This window comes from Alphaproteobacteria bacterium US3C007, from assembly GCA_034423775.1.
In the GTDB taxonomy this organism is placed as follows: Bacteria; Pseudomonadota; Alphaproteobacteria; order Rhodobacterales; family Rhodobacteraceae; genus Thalassovivens; species Thalassovivens spotae.
In genome coordinates this window covers 2,582,025-2,601,878 of record CP139918.1, presented here as the reverse complement: position 1 = coordinate 2,601,878, position 19,854 = coordinate 2,582,025, and the positions used below count along the sequence as shown (strand labels likewise).

Genomic DNA, 19,854 nt, shown 5'->3' with positions numbered 1-19,854 from the left:
TCCCTTTATAAAGCGTCATCTTGCGCGCAACGAAGCAGAAAAGTGACGTCAACACGGCGGGCATCCAACTGAGGGTCACGCCATGCATTCGCCTTTGAAAAATGGACGAAAACCACGCGCCCTTGGTCTAAATTAGGCGGTTTGGCGTGCAACGCGTTCACAACAAAGCCAGCCAGCCGTTTCGCCTCTTTGAAGCCATGCCCCCGAGACAGCGCGGAAATCAGCAGCTGATGCTCGCTGCCAGAGTGTGTAAAATCGGATTTATCAATCACCAGTTCCGGGCCGATGAGCAGATAAAGATCTGGAACGACGCCCGGGGGAACCCCATCAAAAATATGCGCGCCAATCAGGGCTTTGATATCAGGGTCAGCGCTGATCTGCGCGAAAACCCCAGCCTGAACAGCTGCAAAATCAACGTGGCTCATTCTGCCACCCAGGTTAACGATGTCGACAAAAGATACTTCCCAGAGGCATCATAGGGAACAGTGGTGTAAATGGGATATAGCGCGTCTTTCAGGCGAAACCGACGGCCTGGATGGGGGTAAAGCTTCGCGCTTGGAGGCAGCGCGCGCAAGGTTATTTGCCAGTTTATACGGCGTAAAATTCCCCCTTGTGACGCGCTGCGCGGATGCGAAGATACTTCAAGCCGTGCCCAAAGCGTACCTAATTTTTGCCATTTCTTTTGGCTGCCCCCCGCGCCATCAGCCAGGCTCACGCAATCTTCCAATGTCAAAAGATGCGATAGTTTTGGGATCTTATTTCTCATAATAACCGCCCTGCACGAAGGCGTGGCCGCTTGTGCGGCTCGAGCAGGCTGAGAATTCCAAACGGCATTGAGCTTTGGGCAAGCCCAGATTCATCACGGTTTTCATAATAATGGCTGCACAATAACAACACCGCTTGCTGTAAATCTGCAGGGATACCCGCCCAGTTGACATATTGGCCCGCCATTATGCTAATCCGACAAAATCCACCATTCAGCAATTTGGGAAAACAACCGTGAACCTGCGCGCGCCCCTTTTCGAGATTTAAATTAAAGCCTTCCTTTGGCAGATGCCTCACGTTATGCGCCATATGAAGCGATACGCTTAAAAGCTGTTTCACGGGCCATAGCGGCAAGCTGAGCATTTGCGTTTCTGGACTCTCAAACGCGTCATAGCCAAATTGCCTTTGTAACATCACCAGCGATAATCGGCGCTCAATCACGGTTATCGCGGCACGCAGAAACCCAGCCAAAACAGGCTCTTGAACAGCAGCATCTTCAAAGGTCGAGCCCAGCAGCAAATGCGATTTGGCGGCATCAAGCGGCAAATCAGAGGCCGGTATGGGCGCAAGTTCAAAATACATTTCAGCTATCCAAGATTAAGATCAATATACAAATTTAGTGAATTGTTTTTATTGGTAATTAACTATTTAAAAGCGCCAGATATACGCACTCTATGACGTGGAAAATTTCAACAATTTAATGGCTGAGAAATCCGTCACCGCACCGCCAACGCGCTTTGTTGCATAAAAAAGCACATGCGGTTTTGCGCTGAAAGGATCACGAAGAACGCGCAAATCTGGCCGCTCAACGATTGTGTAACCCGCGCTAAAATCGCCAAAGGCAATCGCATAGGCGTCGGGCTCGATATCCGGCATGTCTTCACAGATTACCACCGGATAACCCAATAAGCGCGCCGGCTCTTGCAGGGCCAACCCATCCGCCCATAGGAAGCGGCCATCGCTGTCCTTAAGCTTTCGAATGTGACCGGCAGTTTTTGAATTTAAAACGAAACGGGACTTAGCGCGATAGCGCGCGTCCAGCGCATAAACCAGATCAACCAATTTATCCGGTGCCATACCCTCTTTAAACTTCTCCGCGCCTCCGGTCGCAATATAGGCCAGTTGCCCCCAATTTTGAGCGCCATCGGCCGCTTTGTCATAGCTCAAAAAGCCCTTTGGTTGATCCTCGCCAGTTCCACGCAGGAATGCGCGCCCTTCAAACCGCGCGAACGTATCAGCGATGCGGCCGGCCAGCCAATTTTCGATGTCAAACGCGCTGTCTTCAAGCAAGCGTTGCGAAGCTTTTGGCATCGCGCTCAATTCATGCAGCGGAATACGAATACGATCCAATTTAGGGGTTGCGGTATCGTTGACAGCGTCCTGCTCGGTCGCCTAACCGGCATCCATCTCCCCGTGATCCATCAAAATATCATAGGCAGATGCCTCTACGGTGACCACATGCGCTATGCTGCGGATGGAGTGCGCCGCGCTAAGCGCGCTATCAACAAAATCCGCCGTTTTTCCATCTACAAGAAAGCCACCTTCGCTATTGACCGCGGCCAACATTCCCTTTTGTTCGATATCCAACCCATGCAGTTTGGTTTCATCCCCCGATTTCAAATAGGCCTTGAACGCTTTTTGGTGGCGGCACTCGGCCTGAGCATTGGGATCCAAGGCAGGTCGAAACAGCGCATGCGCCTTTTGATCCAACCGCTGCAACCGATCTTCTTGGCTGTCAATTTTCTCATAAGATTTCACCTTGAAATCATTGATACTGCTTATAAATTCATCTAAAGAGCCCTTTAGATCAGCCAGTGAAAATTCTGAGCTTTTTAAACCCGTTGGTCGTTGATCCTGCGTCATATGATACCTCTATCCGATACGTTAATTTGATCTGTTGATTTTAAGTTTCGCGCGGCTTGCCGAAACAGAGCGCAGACTTCACGGACCCGGTTCTCCTCGGCTGGCTCATCGGCTTTCGCGCTCACACGCGCCCCCGGCAGCATTGGAAATGTGACAAGTGAAATCTCCCACAGCTCGAGCTTGTTCAACAAGCGTGCGCCAGCGGCGTCAAACCCCGCCTCTTTGGTGGTATAGCCCACCGACAGCCCATCTAAAGCGCCGGCTGCGATCAAGGCAGCAGCCTCTCGAGCGCGCAAAATCGGCTCGAGCAGTCGGCCTTTTGCGTAGAGCCCATGCGCATCTTCACGCAGCTCATCCCAGATGCCAATGGGTTGCGCTGGATCATGCTGCCAAAGCATTTTAATCTTGCGGTTTGCGCGAACGGCCGCCTGCAGCGAATGTTGAAACGCCCCTTTTCGAACAATATCGCCGCCATGATCTCCAATGCCGAATAAGCTGGCATAGCCTTCAACGGCAAACCCGTCTGACAAAGACAACCCCTGCTCAGAAAGGCAAAATTTACGCTCAATATTTGGAAAGCTTGGGTTCATTTCTAGCCTCGCCGCATCCATAAGTTACTTCTAAAAATCAATTCACTCGTGGCTATGAGCCAAAACAGAGAGCCGCTTATCTGCAAGATCGTATCAACCATCGCGGGCGCCTGCTTTAGAGGATAAGCCCAAGAGGTGGCGCTTTTCATTATCGGTTAAGAACCCCGCATCGCTTACCCGGCGCCAAAGCGCATCGCGCTCTTGAGACAGCGCTTGTATAAGGTCAAGATCCGGTAATAGTTGAAAATCCTGCGGCCAAGAGGCCGATAACCAACGCGCCAAATGGGCTGTCACGCGTTGCACCAATGGCAAAACAGTCAAGCGCACAAAAGCCCGGTTTGCCTCTTGATAATTTGCATAAGTGGCATCGCCCGGAATGCCTAAAATCATCGGCGGCACCCCAAAGGCCGTCGCAATCTCGCGCGCGGCTAATTCTTTGGTTTTGTGAAACTCCATATCCGAAGGTGAAAACCCCATCTGGCGCCAATCAAGCCCGCCTTCCAGCAACATCGGACGCCCCGCATTGCGCGCGCCCTGATGATAGAGTTCGAGTTCATCTACCAACCGGTCATATTGCGCATCGGTTAGGCTGCCCTGCCCCTCTTGCCCGCGATACACAAGCGCTCCGGATGGGCGGGCGGCATTCTCAAGCAGCGCTTTTGACCAAGCAGAAGCACCATTATGAACATCAATCGCGCGTGCGGCTGCCTGCAAAGCAGAAAGACCAGAATGATCATTCTGCGGATGAAAACTGCGAATATGGCAGATATCGGGATGTGACCCCTCTGCGGTGAAGCGCTGCTTATGCGCGCCAACCGTATAGTCATAGGCCACTGGCCAGCCATCCTTACCCATCACTGCTGAAACACGTTCCGAACGCAGCGTGTAAAGCTCGGATGGATGCCCATCGCTGTTGAGAACCGCTTTGATATACCCATTTCCACTGAGCAGAATTTGCCCGTAAAGCGCTTCTAAAAAATCAGATTTGGTCTGCCCATGGTTGGGGGATTTGAGCACAGAGACCAGCGGATGCGTGTCAATTCGCTTGCCGCGCAGCACGCATATCAAAGGTACCGCAGCCGCCGCCTCAGCGATCAATTTAACCGCCCGAAACCCAATCGGATTACCAAGGAATCCCTGTTGGATTAAACTCGAATTATCCCGGCCACTCCAATGAAGCGCCGCAGTCAAGGCGCCAGATCCAAAGCTCGTAGGGCGTTTGGACGCCGGTTTAGCCGAAGCAACAGCTGTCTTTTTTTCAAACATCCGGTTGAAAAGGCTCATTAAAATATATTCCATCCTATGAATGCCCGCCCCATTGATCAAGCAAGGCGTTTGATTGGAAAAAACCACAAAGGGTTTAACAGGCCCGCATCGCAACGGGCGCTGGCGTTGCGAGGTTACAACAAACGCATTCGTGGCTTTATTGATTTAACATGGGGCTTCAGCATCAGCTCGCTCAAGGCCCAAACCAAAGCATCCACGCGGTCGGGGCTACCTTGCCCTTGAAACCCATGCAGCGTCATTTCACACATTTGGTGTTCAAGCGCGTTTAACCCAGGCAGGTGAAACACCCGCCCCTGTTCGTAAAGCGCAGCCACGGGTTCTGCGCGCATTGATTTGCCAAATTTTGCGCGCACCGCCTTATAGGGAACCATGGGCGCCACCTGCCGTAAAACCGCCTCGACCAAATCGCCCCCTTGGTTCACTTCGGCGATCACGCGTTGCGCGCCCCAGTGATGAAAAGCTTTGACCGCGATATTGGCCCAAGCGCTGGGGCTGCTGCCGGTTATTGTTGCATCATATAAAACATAAGCCTTCCAGCTCTGCTCAGGGCCTTTGGCTCGCAAGCCAGCCACAATAATTCCGCAGGCATTTGAGGCTTTGTGCCCAGTCACCGGGGGGTCAATTGCCACCACGATACGATCCAACTCGGGGGCTTGTTTGACTTGCGCAGCGTTAAGCGCAACATCCGTCCAAAGCGCGTTTTCAAGATCCTCAACCAGCAGTCCGTCCAGCTCTTGGCGCTCCAAGCGCGTGCCCGCGTAGCGGCGGCGTACCTCCTTTAGAAAACTGGCGGCAAGATGCGCTTTATTGGCCTCGGTTGGCGCATGGGTTATGCAACTGCTGGGCGCGGCCATAAGGGTTTTCAACAGCTGCATATTGCGCGGGGTCGTGCTCACACATTGGCGCGGGTTTTCACCCAGCCGCAGCGCAAATTGCAACATATCCCACGCCTCTTGGGCATGTTTCCACTTGGCCAATTCATCCGCCCAAGCCGCATCAAACTGGCGCCCGCGCAAGGCTTCATAATCATACGCCGAGCAGATTTCAGCAATCGCTCCGTTCGGCCATAATAAGCGCCGGCGCGAGGCCTGCCATAGCGGGCGCCGATCTGGTGGGCTGCACGCCAAGATGCCGCTTTCCCCATGCACCATCACGTCTCGGGCTTGCTCATATGTATCACTTATCAGCGCAATCCGTTTGGCAGCGCCCAAAGTTTCTGGCAGTGCACCCTCCGCTTGGCTGCGTACCCACTCTGCGCCAGCGCGGGTTTTACCCGCACCCCTTCCACCTAAAACAATCCATGTTTTCCAATAATTTAACGGAGGAATCTGATGCTCTAAAGCCCAAAATTCAAATAAATATGGCAGAGCCATTAACTCGCCATCCGACAACTCATCCAGAAATTTCTTCTTCAAACTCGGCTTGGCGCAAGCGATCCAAGCGGCGCCCAATTTGATGCCTTGCGGCTTCCAAGTCGAGGCTGTAACCGGCCTCTCCCGCACTGTTCGTTTGACGGTATTTTCCACTTAATCGCTCCAATTCATGGGCCCAAATCAGCCATTTCCTCAGCTCTAAAAACAGGCGGCGCATGTCGCCCCCTGAAGCGGGCGCATCGCTTGACAGGCGCTGCCTGAGATTTTCAATTTCTTCGATAAATTCCTCAAGAACCTGCGCCACCTTATGCAGCCGCGACTTTAAGGATCCGATATTGGCGTTCGGTGTGTTCAGGATCATCCAGCCCTCACAATGATAAGATCGACAGCGCCGCAAACAAAGCAATGCGGCGCTGGCTCAACCTTTTTGCTCGGCCCCCTTCATCTGGTTTTCATGTGCTGCGCGAACCAAGCATGGCGGGGCTTAATTAATAGCCAATCGAGCGTGTTCTACGGTAAGACTTTAAAAAGCTTTGCCACAACGGATACATAGCGCCGGCGATACTCGCAGCTATGCGGGAGCATCACGCCTCTATCCGGCCACATTTTCAACAAAGATTAATCGCTCTCAACGGCTAGTGAACATCCGTGCCAATGGCGCGCATGTTTCATTTTTAAAGAGGAGGGTATCGTTTTGTTCAAAGCCTCAGTTTACCAATTTTTCATTTTTTTATCATTTACTTTCAACGCCGTTGCGCAGGAGCGCAGTGATGTAAACGCTGCAGATATTTTTTTGATTGAGAATACGATAAATTTGAGCACTCCGGTCGCAGGATCCGCACATCTGCTAGGGCAAACCATATATATCACAGCTCCGATTGCAGGTCCGCTTTACGCTTCGGGGCAGTCCATCACGCTCAGCACGCCCGTGGCCACAGTGGGAGATACAGCCCATTTGCTGGCACAAACGATCACTATTGGCTCGGCGATCAAGGGCGCCTTATACGCAACAGGACAGTCCGTTCTTATCAATGGGCCGGTTTCAAAAAACGTGCAGATCGCGGGAGAACGCATTCAAGTTAAAGGCCAGATCGATGGGCATCTGCGCGCTTTTGGCGAACATATTGAACTGCACGCCCCCATCTTCGGATCCGCATATGTAAGGGGCGAAACCGTTGTCATCGCCTCTGTAATTCACCAAGACCTTGATATTAAAGCTCAGAAAATCGAATTTAAAGAGGGCGCTGAACTCTTGGGAAAGCTCAGATTATCAGAAACGACAGAACTCAGCGGGCCCGCCTTAACGACGCTTATCAGCGAGGATCGCGTAACCATGACCCCCGCGCCTACCGCACTTTTTGAACGCGGCAAACCGGTCCCACCAAATCTGTGGCTGTTGCAGCAAGTCGGCTTTATTTTGAAAATAGGCGTTTTGATGATCTTATTTGGCTTGTTTATGCCCCATCGTATTTTTGAAAACTCCGAAACGCTAAAAACGCGCCCCTTCAACACAGGATGGAATGGTGTCCTCGCCTTCGCCATGATTTTAGGTCTGATGCTGGTTTTCGCGCTCACGGGCGTTGGCGTAATTCTTATGCCTTTCTTCCTGCTTGCAGCGGCCATTGCCGCCGGATTTGGGGGGATTGCGGCCGGATATTTACTAGGCAAAATTGCTTTGGAAAATATTTCTGGATTTGCGCCGGATCAGCGGAGTGACCAGCTGAAAGCCGCAGGTTTGGCGACCGCTCTGTTATTCATCCTCTCTTTGGTACCTTTTTTAAATTACCTGGCGTTTTTAATTCTGGCTTGTCTTGGTATGGGACTGACAATTTGGCCCCAGATCAAGCGTATGTTAAGATTAGCCCCTTGACCCTGGAATGATCTACCAGATGAAACTTGGCTTCCCTCTGGTTCGTGCCCTCGGTCTATGATAGCGGGCTGCATACGCTAAGGATAGAGCAGAGTGACATCATGAGAAAACCCAAATGGGTTGTTCAGAAAGAGCAACAAAAAAAGGCTGCCAGCCAAGAAACCATCTGGTTGTTTGGCATCCACGCTGTTCAAGATGCGCTTAGAAACCCGCAACGTGAAAAACTACGGCTGGTGGTCAGCAAAAACGCGGCCGATAAATTGGCAGAGGCAATCGCTGTGGCGGGTATCGAACCTGAATTTTCCGATCCCCGCAGCTTTGCCGCGCCCCTAGACAGCGGCTCAGTGCATCAAGGGGCTGCTTTAGAGGTGAAACCGCTTAACTGGGGTAGCCTTCAGGATGTTGCCTTGGCCGCGGGTGACGGCGCGCCGCGTTTGGTCTTGTTGGATCAAGTCACCGACCCGCATAATGTGGGCGCGATTTTGCGATCTGCAGAAGTCTTTGGTGCCAATGCGGTGATTGGCACCCAAAGGCATAGCGCCCCAGAAACTGGAGCCCTAGCAAAAACTGCCAGCGGCGCATTGGAACGCCAACCCTACCTGCGCCTGCGTAATTTAAGCGATACGATCATTGCGCTGCAAGAAATGGGATATTGGGTTATCGGGCTCGATGGAGAGGCCAATCTCACGATCGAGCAAGCGAGCGTCGGTAAACGCGACCGACCTCTTGCGCTTGTGTTGGGCGCCGAAGGGCCAGGCTTGCGACAGCGCACAAAAGAGACCGTGAATGTTTTGGCGAGAATACAGTCTGCTAAAAGCTTCGGATCGTTGAATGTTTCGAACGCAGCAGCGGTTTCGCTTTATTCCTTACAATCTTGATCCGAAAAATAAAACGTCCAGCTTCCAGCTTAAGAAAAGAAGCTGTCGGTTCAGAGTACAGTTCAAAAGCAATACTGCCTCTGGTCAAATCTTTTTAAACCCACTAAAGCAGGGCCAAAGCGCTGGAGCATAGCCATGAATTATGAAACTGCGGGCGAGGTCGAGAACGCCTATAGCGACATGATCTCTTCGATCGAGGAGATCATCGAAGACGCCCGAAACGGCAAGATGTTTGTTCTTGTTGACCATGAAGATCGTGAGAATGAAGGCGACCTCGTGATACCTGGCCAAATGGCCACACCGGATGCGATCAATTTTATGGCACAGCATGGGCGTGGGTTGGTTTGCTTATGTCTGACCTCTGATCGGATTGACCAGCTTGGGCTACAACTTATGAGTACGCATAATTCATCGCGCCACGAAACCGCGTTCACGGTCTCAATCGAGGCACGCGAAGGGGTGACGACAGGCATATCCGCGCAGGATCGGGCCCGCACCGTTTCGGTGGCGATCGACGCGTCAAAATCTGCGTCAGATATCGCGACTCCAGGCCATGTTTTTCCTTTGCGCGCACGCACAGGCGGTGTGTTGGTGCGCGCCGGTCATACTGAAGCCGCCGTTGACATCAGCCGTTTGGCCGGTTTGAACCCTTCCGGGGTAATATGCGAGATCATGAATGAGGATGGCACCATGTCGCGCCTGCCCGATTTGGTCGGCTTCGCGCAGCGTCATGGACTGAAAATTGGTACAATCAGCGATTTGATCGCCTATCGCCGGCGGCATGACAACTTGGTACGGGTTCAAAGCGAGAAAGAAATCATATCAGAATTTGGCGGCAGTTGGGTGATGCGCAGTTACGTAGATGAAACCCACGGGGATGAGCATATTGCGCTTTGCAAAGGCGATCTTTCGGGATCTGACCCTGTATTGGTGCGGATGCACGCATTGGACCCTATGCTCGACATTATTGGCACTGGCCCCAATGGGCGCGCCGCTGAATTTGGCGATGCCATGAAATTGGTCGCGCGCGAGGGTCGCGGTGTTGTGGTTTTATTGCGCGACACAGCGATGAAATTAGAAAGTAGTGAAGAAAGCTCGCCCAAGAAATTACGCCAATACGGGCTTGGCGCGCAGATATTATCTTCGCTCGGCCTGTCCAAGCTAGAACTTCTGACCAACTCTCCGATTCCTAAAGTTGTGGGTTTAGACGCCTATGGGCTGGAAATTGTGTCAACGCGCAAAATATCGGTGTTAGGGTAATGGCGCAGTCAGAACAACATTACACGCTAGCTCAGCCAAGCTTTGAGCAACCGGTCAAGCTTTTGATCGTGGTGGCGCCTTATTACAAAGATATTGCCGATAATCTTTTGCAAGGGGCCACGCAGCAAATCGCGGATGTGGGGGGCACGTTCGAGATGGCCGAAGTCCCTGGCGCTTTAGAGATTCCGACCGCGATCGGCATCGCCGAGCGCTTGCAGAAATTTGATGGCTATGTCGCGCTGGGCTGCGTTATTCGCGGTGAGACCACGCATTATGAAACCGTATGCAATGACAGTTCGCGGGCTATTACGCTTCTGGGTCTGCAAGGGCTTTGCATTGGCAATGGTATTTTAACGGTTGAAAACCGCCTCCAAGCCGAAACGCGCGCTGATCCGAAGGCGCAAAATAAAGGCGGAGGCGCCGCTGCCGCAGCGTTGCATCTGATCGCGCATAGCCGCGCCTGGTCAGGTGACCAAAAGAAAATCGGGTTTGCCCCCGGCCCCTTAGCCCCCAAGACAGGCCTATTATGACAAATTCCGATACCGCTTTTACGATAAGTGGAAATCAAAAGCGTAAGATGAAAAGTGCAAGCCGACTTTATGCGATGCAAGCGCTGTTTCAGATGGAAAGCTCTGGTCAAACCAGCGAAACCATCTGCACCGAATTTCTAGACCATCGCTTCGGCGCTGACTATGAGGGCGATCTGCTCGTTGAGGGCGATGTTGACCTATTTAAAAATATAATCACTAAGGCCGTAAACCTACAGGCGCCTATCGACCAATTGACCGATCAGGCTTTGGTTGCAAAATGGCCATTGGGGCGGTTAGACCCAGCCTTGCGTGCCCTATTTCGGGCTGCCGGAGCCGAGCTTTTAGACGGTGAGGCTCCTCCGAAAGTGATTATATCCGAATATATGGAAGTTGCCTCAGCTTTTTACCCAGAAGGAAAAGAGGCAAAATTTGTAAATGCCGTTTTGGATCATATGGCGCGCAGTACCAAACCAGAGGCCTTTCCCTAAGCCTTGATATGAATGCTCTGAACACGCGCTAATCGTCACGGTGCGTCAACCGGGTAATTCCGACAAAAACATCGTTTTTTTGATGCAGGATAAACTGATTTGGACGCGTGATAAATTTCAGGTTGACCTCGTGTTTTTCCCCTTGTACGAGGCAGTGTGCTCTTTCAAGAGAGCAGTGGGCGACAGGCCGCAAGGTGTGGCAGGGGACTGTAACTCCCTCGCGGAGACGCACGCCTGGTTCGATTCCAGGGTCGCCCACCATTCAGACTTCCTAAAACTATCGACGGTGCGCTTGTGCGGAAGAGTGTCTATATTTCCGTGGGTTATGGGGAAGTGGTGCGCCAGAGACCTCACAAATCGCCTCTGATCTCAGCACTTTCGGGGTTGTTTTGGGGAAAGTCTCAGCGGGGCATTTGCACGTGTGGTCTTGAGCTGCTCAAAACGAACTCAAGATTGCGCAAATCCAAGGATACGTTGCTGCTCGGCCCAATCCGATGGCAGCTCGGGAAGCGCGCGTAGTGTTTTCGCGGTGAGATGCGGTGGCTGACGACCTTCCAGAATCGCCGTTGAAATGTCTGGCGCCAGCCAGGCAAGCGGAAGAATGCGGCTGACCGATCCGCTACGCAGACCTTCCCGTTCAGTTATCTGCTGGATCGAAGACGCTCTCCCTTCAAGGAGTTCACTTGCCCACCGTCTTGCGTCTGCAATCAGTGCAATAAGGTCTGGGTCCTGTTGCGGAGCGTGTTCGGCGGCAATGACGATCGGTTTGGCACATCCGTTCTGACGCTTTTGGAACGGGATCTCGAAGGTTGCGGATATTGGTGTGTGAGTGGCATCAGGTTCCGCGAGCGCCGCGAAGTTCAGCGAGACGACCAACCGTTTTTTGTGAGCGTCGATACGATCAATGATGCTCAGGAAGTCTCGTGCTTGAGCATCGTCGTTGATGATGTCCTCATCCACGACGCGCTGTTCAATTGTCCGTAAAATGCAGACCGCGGTTGTTTCTCTTACCTGCCCGTTAATCTGATCCGCTAGCCACCGCATATCAGCGAGCCGCTCGTTCAGCGCGTTCATCACAACCCGTTCGATCTCATCCGCTGGAAAGCGCTCGGTCTCTGTTTTGTTTTCCGAAACGGACACTGCCGTCATGTAATACCAGTATCGCTTCGTTCGGGTTGTCCCATCTGTGTGGATTGACTTGCTGGCGTAAGTCGTTCGCATCGCTCGACCTTTTGCGTCGAATAGAACCCCATCCAGAAGACGCGTGGCGGGTCGCCGGGTCGACCTGATCTTTTTGCCACCATGATCCGCTAGTTGAGTTTGAACCAGCTTCCAGGTGGCGTCATCGATGATCGCCTCATGCAATCCTTCGTGCAGTTCCTCCTTGTGCCGGACTTTGCCGATGTAGATTGGATTGCGCAGGATGTTGTAGAGGGCCCCGCGCGAGAAGGTCGTACCACCACTGACCCGACCAAACCGATTGGTTCGTTGTTTGCTGACGATGCCCAATGCATCAAGCCGTGCGCGCAATTGGCGTACCGATCCTAGCGCGAGATATTCCGCAAAGATCGTTCGGATCGCAGTAGCTTCTGTCGGGCTCACCACCAGCGCTTTGTCCTCCACATCGTACCCAAGGGGAATGGCACCGCCCATCCACATTCCTTTGCGTTTGGAGGCGGCTACTTTGTCACGGATCCTCTCAGCCGTCACCTCGCGCTCAAACTGCGCAAAGGACAAAAGCACGTTCAGGGTCAGGCGACCCATTGATGACGTGGTATTAAACGCTTGCGTCACAGACACAAACGACACCTCTGCCCCGTCAAACACATCGACCATCTTCGCGAAGTCCGACAGCGCTCGCGTCAGTCGGTCTACCTTATAAACGACAATGACATCGATCCGCCCTGCCCTGACGTCTTCGAGCAGCTGTTGTAGGCCGGGACGTTCCATTGAACCGCCAGAGAAGCCGCCATCATCATACCTGTCACTAAGCTCGGCCCAGCCTTCGTGTTTTTGACTGAGGATATAGGCCGCACAGGCTTCCCGTTGGGCATCGAGCGAGTTGAAGCTCTGCTCAAGCCCCTCCTCTGTCGACTTGCGCGTATAGATGGCGCAGCGCTTGCGGATCATGACTTTCTCCCCTCACGCAGCCCGAAGAACTTTGGCCCGTTCCGATTTGTGCCAGTCATTGCTCGCGCAACGGCTGATAGTGAGGAATAGGTCTGCCCGTTCCAGGAGGCGCCGTCTTCGGTCACCAATACTTCATGCGCGGTACCGCCCCAATTCTTTAAGATGCGGGTCCCACCGCTGGCTATCGGATTTGGTGGAGTTTTGGCGGGGCTGTTAGTAGCGCCACCCCCTCTTCTCTTGATAATGCGGTTCCACTCTTGCCGAGTTTTGACTGGCTCGCGGCCCTCCCTCGCCGCTTGGGCATCCCATGCCAGCGCTAACCGCATCAGGCGTCCAGTGAAGGTTTTCGGCGGCGCGCTCCCTATGATCTCCGTCCAAAGCCTTCTAAGCATGGCGGCATCTGCCTCTTCGAGTTGCGGGATGTCCAGAGTGATGGCACTCACCTTCATCGCTCTTCGCCAGACACGGCGCGGTAGCGGGCGACCTTGCCAGACCAGTTGAGTTCGAGCGACAGGCCCGACGATCTCAGGCGCGAGATCGCAGCACGAACCGTATGAGGCTGCCACCCAAGTTGTTTCTGAAGCTGTGCAACGGTCGCCCCATGCCGGCGCGACAACAGTCTGCGCAAGGTATCGCTCTTGGGTCTACCAGGCTGCCCAGTGGGCCTGACTCCTGACGGGAGCGCTGAAGGGGCTTCTGTAATTTGTTCGGTCATTCTGATCTCCGTCCAGTCGCGAGGCATCCACGCCCCGTACTGACCAAAGCCCGACAATCCGGGCAGGAGATTTGGGTGTTCTGTGACGTCAGTAACGCTCTTGTCGCCAGCGAAGTCCAGTGGAAGATCGAAGACATAGCGAAAGGTCTAAAAAGAATGGCGGGCAGCGTTTGCCGCCCACCCTACCCTTAAATGTCGATCTTCTCGGCAATACTCAGCGCGTCTGCAAGTTCGACACCGAGGTAGCGAACCGTGCTGTCCACCTTTGTATGACCAAGCAAAAGCTGGACTGCGCGTAAATTGCCGGTCTTACGGTAAATCAACGCGGCCTTGGTGCGTCGCAGTGAATGTGTGCCGTATCCGCTTGGGTCAAGACCAATCGCCGCCACCCAATGGCGAACAATCCGGGCATATTGCCTGGTCGACACATGCGGCCGGTCATGAAACCTGCTCGGGAAGAGATGGATGACCGCCAGCATCGCTGGACTGCAAACCCAATTCCAGATGGAATCCCGTGTGCCTTCCGAGACTTCGAATTGAACTGGTCGCTGTGTCTTGCTCTGGATGACCGAAACTCGCTCCCGGACATGATCGCCGACCACGAGGTCTCCGACCCTTAGTCGGACAAGATCGCAGCCGCGCAATTTACTGTCGATGGCAAGGTTGAACAACGCAAGATCTCTGAGATTTCCGGCCAATTCGAGCCGCGCCCTGATGGCCCAGACCTGTTTCGGCAGGAGCGGGCGTTTCTGACCGATGAGGCGTCCCTTGTTCCAGGGCTTGGATTTTGGCTTGATTGCAGGAAGTTGGATTTTGGACATGTGATATCCTCCATCCATCCCTCCCGCTCCAAGCACCGACTCCGTGTCGATTTGTGGATACTAACAGAGCTGCGAGTGTCCGGTTTCCTCTGCATCACTGCCATTTGTGATATACGCAGCGAATGGCAGCTGAGAGCCCAAAGTGACTAATGCTGCAATCAGTTCCAATGTCCGGAATTAAGAACCTTAGCCTTCTGCCGTCTTTTTAGTGGTGGCCTGACACACTTGCACGGAACAGGTTATTTTTTTAGAAGGGACAGATGAAGATTGGCCATCGTTTCAACTTGCCAGAGTATTCGCCTTTGCCACTCAGGGCTCAGATATGTGAGTTGATCGGTTCAGCAATTTCAACCGGAACAATTGGGCCAGGGCAACCGCTGCCGTCATGCCGCGATTTGTCCCGCCAGTTGGGTGTGTCCCGAAACACCGTTTTTTCCTCTTATGAACAACTCAAGGAGATGGGTATTGTCATCTCAAAGGACCGCAGTGGATATTTTGTAAATCTGGAATTCGTGCGAGGTTCTGTCGAAGTCAAAATACACGCTATTCAAGAAAATTCGGTTGTGAGCAGTCGGCTCCCTTCACTTGGCAAACGTCCTTCTGATTTGCGTAAGATTGAGCATCCCCTTGACTGGAACCAATTTCCCTTTCCGTTCGTTTACAACCAGATCGATCCAAACAAGTTCCCAATCCAAAACTGGCGGGAATGCATGCGGTTGGCACTTAACAAACAGCGCCTGCCTGTCTGGAGTGGCGATTCAGACGGCGCGGACAGCACGGCGCTTGTCGAACAGCTGCGCAAGCGCCTTCTAAGCTACCGTGGTCTCCGAGTGAGCCCCGACGAAATTCTGATCACCGCGGGCGCGCAAAATGCGCTTTTTATCATCGGCCTTCTTTTTCACGACACTTGCGGCGCTGTCGGTGTAGAGGAGCCTGGATACCCCGAAGCGCGAAATGCGTTTCAGCTTTCGGGCAACCGCATCCAAGCTCTGAAAGTCGATTCGGCGGGGTTGGACCCCGATACGATCCCTGCGGAATGTGGAATGATCTACACCACCCCCAGCCACCAATTTCCCACTGGAGTGACAATGTCCCTGGAACGCCGCAAGCGATTGCTGGATGTGGCGCAAGCAAACCAAACGATCATTGTCGAGGATGATTACGAGGCTGAGATGAACTACGTCCGCGACACGCTACCCTCGGTTCTGGCCTTGGATCAGACAGGATCGGTTATTTATGTCGGCAGCCTGTCCAAAACGGTTTCCCCGGGGCTTCGGCTGGGCTTCATGGTCGCGCCTCCGGATATCATCCGCGAAGCGAGAGCTCTCAGGCGCGCGATCCTTCGGCATCCACCTACGATTTTACAGGATGCAATGGCTCATTTCATCGGACTTGGTTATTACGATGCGAACCTTCGCAGCCTGCATCGGCGATACAGATCCAGATGGCAGGCGATGAAAGATGCCATTTCGCGACACATGCCATCAAGTCAATTGACGCCTGGCGAAGGTGGGACTTGTTTCTGGGCCGATGTGGGGCCGAACGTTGATACCAAAGAGCTTGAATCGAGGTTAAAGAACAAAGGCGTTCTTTATGACAACGGATCCGTTTTTTATATGGAACCCGATCGGGGAAACGGAAAGCTGCGCCTCGGTTTCGCTTCGGTACCGCTGAAATCCATTGAACCTGGCATTCGAGTTATCGGCGAAGAGATCGCGGCGCTTGCCTGACGTTTGTCGAGCTTCTGTCTTTTTTATTGCGGGTATCTGTCCCCTATGCACAACAGCAGGCTGTCGTTAACTTTGCGGCGAACACTCAAAGCCGAGTGAAGGGCGAAAATGTGAAAGGACAAGATGGTGAATGGGAACCAAATATCTGCGGCTCCGGTTTCTTGGGATACTAAGTCAATCATTGAAAAACGCGACCGATACTACGCGGCCTCACAGCGCGCCTTCGTGCCGTATGAAAAACCGCTGATCCTAAAACGCGGCAGGATGCAATATCTGTGGGATGAAAACGGCAACAAACTGATCGACCTTCTGGGCATGAACCTATGTATCAGCGTGGGCCACGCCCACCCGGCGGTTGTCGATGCCGTGCAGCATCAGGTGGCGCAGTTGACCCACTGTACGACCATGTTCCACCACCCGGTGCCCGCACATTTTGCCGAGGAATTGGCGGCGACCATGCCGGTAGGCCACGACTGGGTCGTGCATTTCACAAATTCGGGCGCCGAGGCCATTGATCTGGCGATGATGATGGCGCGGGCATCGACCGGTAACCATGACATTGTGGCGCTTCGCAATTCCTATCACGGCGTCACCTATGGAGCGCAATCAGTAACCGGTGTTCAGGGGTTCCGGCAGAACATTGGGCAATTGTCCAACATAGCCTTCGCGGTGGAACCCAACCAATATCGCGGTGCTTTCGGCACCGGTACCCAACCCTATCTGGATGATCTGGACCGCACACTAGCCTACACCACTTCAGGCCGACTGGCCGGGATGCTGGTTGAGCCCGTTCAAGGCTATGGGGGTATCATTGAAATGCCCGAAGGATATCTGAAAAGCGCAGCAGAGCGCATACGGGCCGCGGGTGGTCTGATGATCATCGACGAGGTTCAGTCGGGCTTCGGCAAGACGGGCAAATCGCTGTGGTGTTCTGATGCCCATGGCCTTGTCCCGGACATCCTGGTGCTGGCCAAAGGCATCGGCAACGGAATCCCACTTGGTGCCGTGATCGCAAAGCGCGACGTCGCCGAAGTCATGGGTGAAAAATTTCTCTTCCACACATATGGTGCTAACCCAGTTGCCTGTGCCGCAGGGCGCGCGGTACTGCGTGTGATCGAGGAAGAAGGTATGGTCGAAAACGCGCGGGTTGTTGGCGCCGAACTTCACAAAGGGTTACAGGCAATGAAGAAGCGCTACGAAATCATCGGAGACGTACGAGGAACCGGGTTCATGCAAGCCATTGAGCTGGTGAAAAACCGCAATACGAAAGAGCCCGCGCCTGAAGAAACCGCATATGTGTTTGAGCGAACACGGGAAAACGGGTTGGTTTTGTCGAAGTCCGGAAACTTCAAGAACGTTCTTAGAATGGTACCCCCACTTTGCCTGTCGATAGATGATGTGGAGCCTGTTCTCAGCGCGTATGACAAGAGCTTCCGTGACCTGATGGACAAGTTCCAGCCCTGAATGTTGGAGCGTGGTTTGTGAATTTTTTGACTTAGGGGAGAACCGGTCGTTCGAGGAAATACGTTGAATGGCCAATTCGTCCGCAGAGCTGCCGTTCGCTGTGCGCTATACCAATGTCAGCTATGCGGACGAAGCTGTCATTTAGCCAATGTCAAATTTGCGACTTTGGCCGTTTGTTGACGAGTATGACACCTGCAAAGATTAGTACGGTGGCGACGTAATCCCAAACGACGATAACTTCACCTAAGAATAGCGCACCCAGAAAAAGAGCGACGACTGGCGGGACATACGTGAGCGCGGATGCACGCACCGCACCAAGCTTGCTAATGACATAATAATAAAGAACGTAAGCCAGTCCCGTTCCCAAGAAGCCAAGGCCGAATACCAGAACAGCGAAGGAGGTCGGATTGTCTAGCCCCCTATACTCGCCCATTGAGTTTTGGTTTCTCTAATAAGGTTTCTGGGACGGGTGGGCGCATGTTTAATGCGTGATGAGGTCTGATCTGGTTGTATTGCCTGAGCCAAACATTGATAGCGACCTGGGCTTGCCGTGTGGTGTGGAACCATTCAGCGTTTAGCACTTCTTTTCGCAAGGTGCCGTTAAAGCGTTCGTTGTATCCATTTTCCCAAGGGCTGCCCGGATAGATTTGCATTGGTTTGATACCGATCCTCTTCAGCCAGTCCTGTAGATGCGTGGCAATGAACTCGGGTCCGTTGTCAGAGCGAATAAACTCTGGCTTACCATGTTTAATCAGCAGCGGGTGCAGTGTCTCCAAAACGTCGTTCGCATTCATTTTGGATCGCACTGCCACGTAGAGCGCTTCACGGGTATATTCATCTAGAACCGTGAGCATTTTATAGCTGCACCCATTGCTAAGCTTATCGTGCACAAAGTCGATCGCCCAAATATGGTTGGGATGTGTGGGCCGCAGCCTGATGATGGAGCTGTCTTTGTGATAAAGCCGTTTGCGCTTCTTGTGCCGGCGCGGCAGCTGTAAACCTTCTTCGTTCCATAAGCGCTCGATCCTCTTGTGGTTAACACGCCAGCCTTCCATGCGCAGCAGGGCTGTGACTTTCCTATAACCATACCACCCATACTGTTTGGCCAGCCGGATCATCGCCAAGCGTAGTTTGGTATCATCTACTTGTTTGGCTTGATAGCGCAGACTTGAGCGGGCTACATCCAGAACAGCGCAAGCACGCCGCTCAGAAATATCCAGCTTTTGACGCGTATGAATAACAGCCTGACGAAGCTGAGCCCGCGTCAGGCCCGTGGCTTTAGATGATCAAGGCTCTCCTTCAGGATCACCTTGTCTAACTGCAAGTCAGCGACGATCTTCTTCAAGCGCTCGTTTTCTTTCTTGAGCGATTTCATCTCTGAAACCTGTGAACGAGAAAGGCCTCCAAACTTCTTACGCCAGTAATAATAACTCTTATCTGAAATCCCAGCTTTGCGACACGCACTCACAACGTCCAAACCATCGTGCAAATGAACATCAATCTCGCGCAATAACTTCAACACATCTTCATCAGAATAACGCTTCCGAGCCATGTTTCCTTACTCCCTATGCCAAAATATACTGGCACAGTTCTAGGGGGCTAAGACAGGATTGCCGACCGGCGAATATGTTGCGGAAGTAACCTTTTATCCGAGATGGGGTGCCAAAAAAGGCCCTTCCGAAGCCAAGCGCATTGACGAAGAAATCAGTGGACAGGCTGACGTTTCGTTAACAGGATCGGGCGCTAGTAAGACCCAAACCGACGAGCAAAACATTGCCCAGAAGTGGGTTATGCTAAACGTCAATATTGGAGTGCTTTGGAACGAAAACCAGTTCGTAGAGAAACTAGGGCCGTTCTCGAAGACGGATTCCGAATTGAACCACCACGATGCTTACTATTTTGAAAAAGCGGATATGACGATCATCGTAGGCCGTATCAAGAATACCGTCGCTACTTGGCGCATGGGGCGGGCAACGAAGTAAGCAATTGTAAAAATGCCTCGGCTGCGTCGGTTCGCGCAAACCGGGCTAGTTGTCGCGTGGCAGTTAGGGATGGTTTGTTAGAGGTCAAAGTGACCAATGCTGCAAAGC

18 protein-coding genes, 1 tRNA gene and 2 pseudogenes are annotated in these 19,854 nt (G+C 52.9%); 9 read left to right on the top strand and 12 right to left on the bottom strand.

Annotated features, from left to right (window positions below; genetic code table 11):
* Nucleotides 1–5: 5 nt before the first annotated feature.
* The 8 genes and pseudogenes from UM181_12415 to UM181_12380 form a co-directional block, all read right to left on the bottom strand.
* On the bottom strand, nucleotides 6–425 hold the full coding sequence (locus UM181_12415) for a DUF3168 domain-containing protein (protein ID WQC62121.1): 420 nt from the start codon (nucleotides 423–425) through the stop codon (nucleotides 6–8).
* A complete protein-coding gene (locus UM181_12410; GenBank protein WQC62120.1) occupies nucleotides 422–766 on the bottom strand; it encodes a head-tail adaptor protein in 345 nt (114 codons plus the stop codon). Before UM181_12410 ends, UM181_12415 begins: the two co-directional genes overlap by 4 nt.
* Nucleotides 763–1,347 carry a head-tail connector protein gene (locus UM181_12405; GenBank protein ID WQC62119.1) on the bottom strand — a complete coding sequence of 195 codons (585 nt, stop codon included), beginning with the start codon at nucleotides 1,345–1,347 and terminating at the stop codon, nucleotides 763–765. The genes UM181_12410 and UM181_12405 overlap by 4 nt, the downstream gene beginning before the upstream one ends.
* Before the next feature lie 90 nt (nucleotides 1,348–1,437).
* Nucleotides 1,438–2,628, bottom strand: a pseudogene (locus tag UM181_12400) (phage major capsid protein).
* Entirely contained in the window at nucleotides 2,625–3,239 is a 615-nt protein-coding gene (locus UM181_12395; GenBank protein ID WQC62118.1) for an HK97 family phage prohead protease, read from the bottom strand. The pseudogene UM181_12400 and the gene UM181_12395 overlap by 4 nt, the downstream one beginning before the upstream one ends.
* Before the next feature lie 72 nt (nucleotides 3,240–3,311).
* Nucleotides 3,312–4,502, bottom strand: coding sequence for a phage portal protein (locus UM181_12390; protein WQC62117.1), 1,191 nt, complete (start codon nucleotides 4,500–4,502; stop codon nucleotides 3,312–3,314).
* A gap of 116 nt (nucleotides 4,503–4,618) precedes the next feature.
* Entirely contained in the window at nucleotides 4,619–5,962 is a 1,344-nt protein-coding gene (locus UM181_12385; GenBank protein ID WQC64751.1) for a terminase family protein, read from the bottom strand.
* Complete coding sequence (locus UM181_12380) at nucleotides 5,898–6,239, bottom strand: hypothetical protein (protein WQC62116.1); 342 nt, start codon at nucleotides 6,237–6,239, stop codon at nucleotides 5,898–5,900. The genes UM181_12385 and UM181_12380 overlap by 65 nt, the downstream gene beginning before the upstream one ends.
* Nucleotides 6,240–6,572: 333 nt before the next feature.
* Here UM181_12380 and UM181_12375 point away from each other — a divergent pair, with 333 nt between their 5' ends.
* The 6 genes from UM181_12375 (at nucleotide 6,573) to UM181_12350 (ending at nucleotide 11,165) form a co-directional block, all read left to right on the top strand.
* Nucleotides 6,573–7,748 carry a hypothetical protein gene (locus tag UM181_12375; GenBank protein WQC62115.1) on the top strand — a complete coding sequence of 392 codons (1,176 nt, stop codon included), beginning with the start codon at nucleotides 6,573–6,575 and terminating at the stop codon, nucleotides 7,746–7,748.
* Nucleotides 7,749–7,849: 101 nt separating this feature from the next.
* Complete coding sequence (gene rlmB / locus UM181_12370) at nucleotides 7,850–8,626, top strand: 23S rRNA (guanosine(2251)-2'-O)-methyltransferase RlmB (protein ID WQC62114.1); 777 nt, start codon at nucleotides 7,850–7,852, stop codon at nucleotides 8,624–8,626.
* 135 nt (nucleotides 8,627–8,761) lie between these two features.
* Complete coding sequence (ribB, locus tag UM181_12365; GenBank protein WQC62113.1) at nucleotides 8,762–9,886, top strand: 3,4-dihydroxy-2-butanone-4-phosphate synthase; 1,125 nt, start codon at nucleotides 8,762–8,764, stop codon at nucleotides 9,884–9,886.
* Nucleotides 9,886–10,416 carry a 6,7-dimethyl-8-ribityllumazine synthase gene (locus tag UM181_12360; GenBank protein WQC62112.1) on the top strand — a complete coding sequence of 177 codons (531 nt, stop codon included), beginning with the start codon at nucleotides 9,886–9,888 and terminating at the stop codon, nucleotides 10,414–10,416. The genes ribB and UM181_12360 overlap by 1 nt, the downstream gene beginning before the upstream one ends.
* Nucleotides 10,413–10,904, top strand: coding sequence for a transcription antitermination factor NusB (nusB, locus tag UM181_12355; protein ID WQC62111.1), 492 nt, complete (start codon nucleotides 10,413–10,415; stop codon nucleotides 10,902–10,904). Before UM181_12360 ends, nusB begins: the two co-directional genes overlap by 4 nt.
* Nucleotides 10,905–11,081: 177 nt before the next feature.
* Nucleotides 11,082–11,165 (top strand) — tRNA-Tyr (locus UM181_12350).
* Nucleotides 11,166–11,351: 186 nt separating this feature from the next.
* On the opposite strand, the gene UM181_12345 is transcribed toward UM181_12350, so the two are convergent.
* Both UM181_12345 and UM181_12340 read right to left on the bottom strand, forming a co-directional pair.
* Complete coding sequence (locus tag UM181_12345; protein WQC62110.1) at nucleotides 11,352–13,034, bottom strand: recombinase family protein; 1,683 nt, start codon at nucleotides 13,032–13,034, stop codon at nucleotides 11,352–11,354.
* Nucleotides 13,035–13,937: 903 nt separating this feature from the next.
* Complete coding sequence (locus UM181_12340; protein WQC62109.1) at nucleotides 13,938–14,570, bottom strand: tyrosine-type recombinase/integrase; 633 nt, start codon at nucleotides 14,568–14,570, stop codon at nucleotides 13,938–13,940.
* Nucleotides 14,571–14,830: 260 nt separating this feature from the next.
* Between UM181_12340 and UM181_12335 the strand changes: the two genes are divergently transcribed.
* The gene (locus UM181_12335) at nucleotides 14,831–16,300 is read left to right on the top strand and encodes a PLP-dependent aminotransferase family protein (GenBank protein WQC62108.1); all 1,470 of its coding nucleotides are present in this window, start codon (nucleotides 14,831–14,833) and stop codon (nucleotides 16,298–16,300) included.
* 123 nt (nucleotides 16,301–16,423) lie between these two features.
* A complete protein-coding gene (locus UM181_12330) occupies nucleotides 16,424–17,764 on the top strand; it encodes an aspartate aminotransferase family protein (protein WQC62107.1) in 1,341 nt (446 codons plus the stop codon).
* Nucleotides 17,765–17,915: 151 nt separating this feature from the next.
* On the opposite strand, the gene UM181_12325 is transcribed toward UM181_12330, so the two are convergent.
* Both UM181_12325 and UM181_12320 read right to left on the bottom strand, forming a co-directional pair.
* Nucleotides 17,916–18,197 carry a DMT family transporter gene (locus UM181_12325; GenBank protein WQC62106.1) on the bottom strand — a complete coding sequence of 94 codons (282 nt, stop codon included), beginning with the start codon at nucleotides 18,195–18,197 and terminating at the stop codon, nucleotides 17,916–17,918.
* A pseudogene (locus UM181_12320) lies at nucleotides 18,184–19,316 on the bottom strand (IS3 family transposase). The gene UM181_12325 and the pseudogene UM181_12320 overlap by 14 nt, the downstream one beginning before the upstream one ends.
* 58 nt (nucleotides 19,317–19,374) lie before the next feature.
* Here UM181_12320 and UM181_12315 point away from each other — a divergent pair.
* Nucleotides 19,375–19,746 (top strand): hypothetical protein, encoded by a 372-nt coding sequence (locus UM181_12315; GenBank protein ID WQC62105.1) that lies wholly within the window; start codon nucleotides 19,375–19,377, stop codon nucleotides 19,744–19,746.
* The last annotated feature ends 108 nt before the right edge of the window (nucleotides 19,747–19,854 follow it).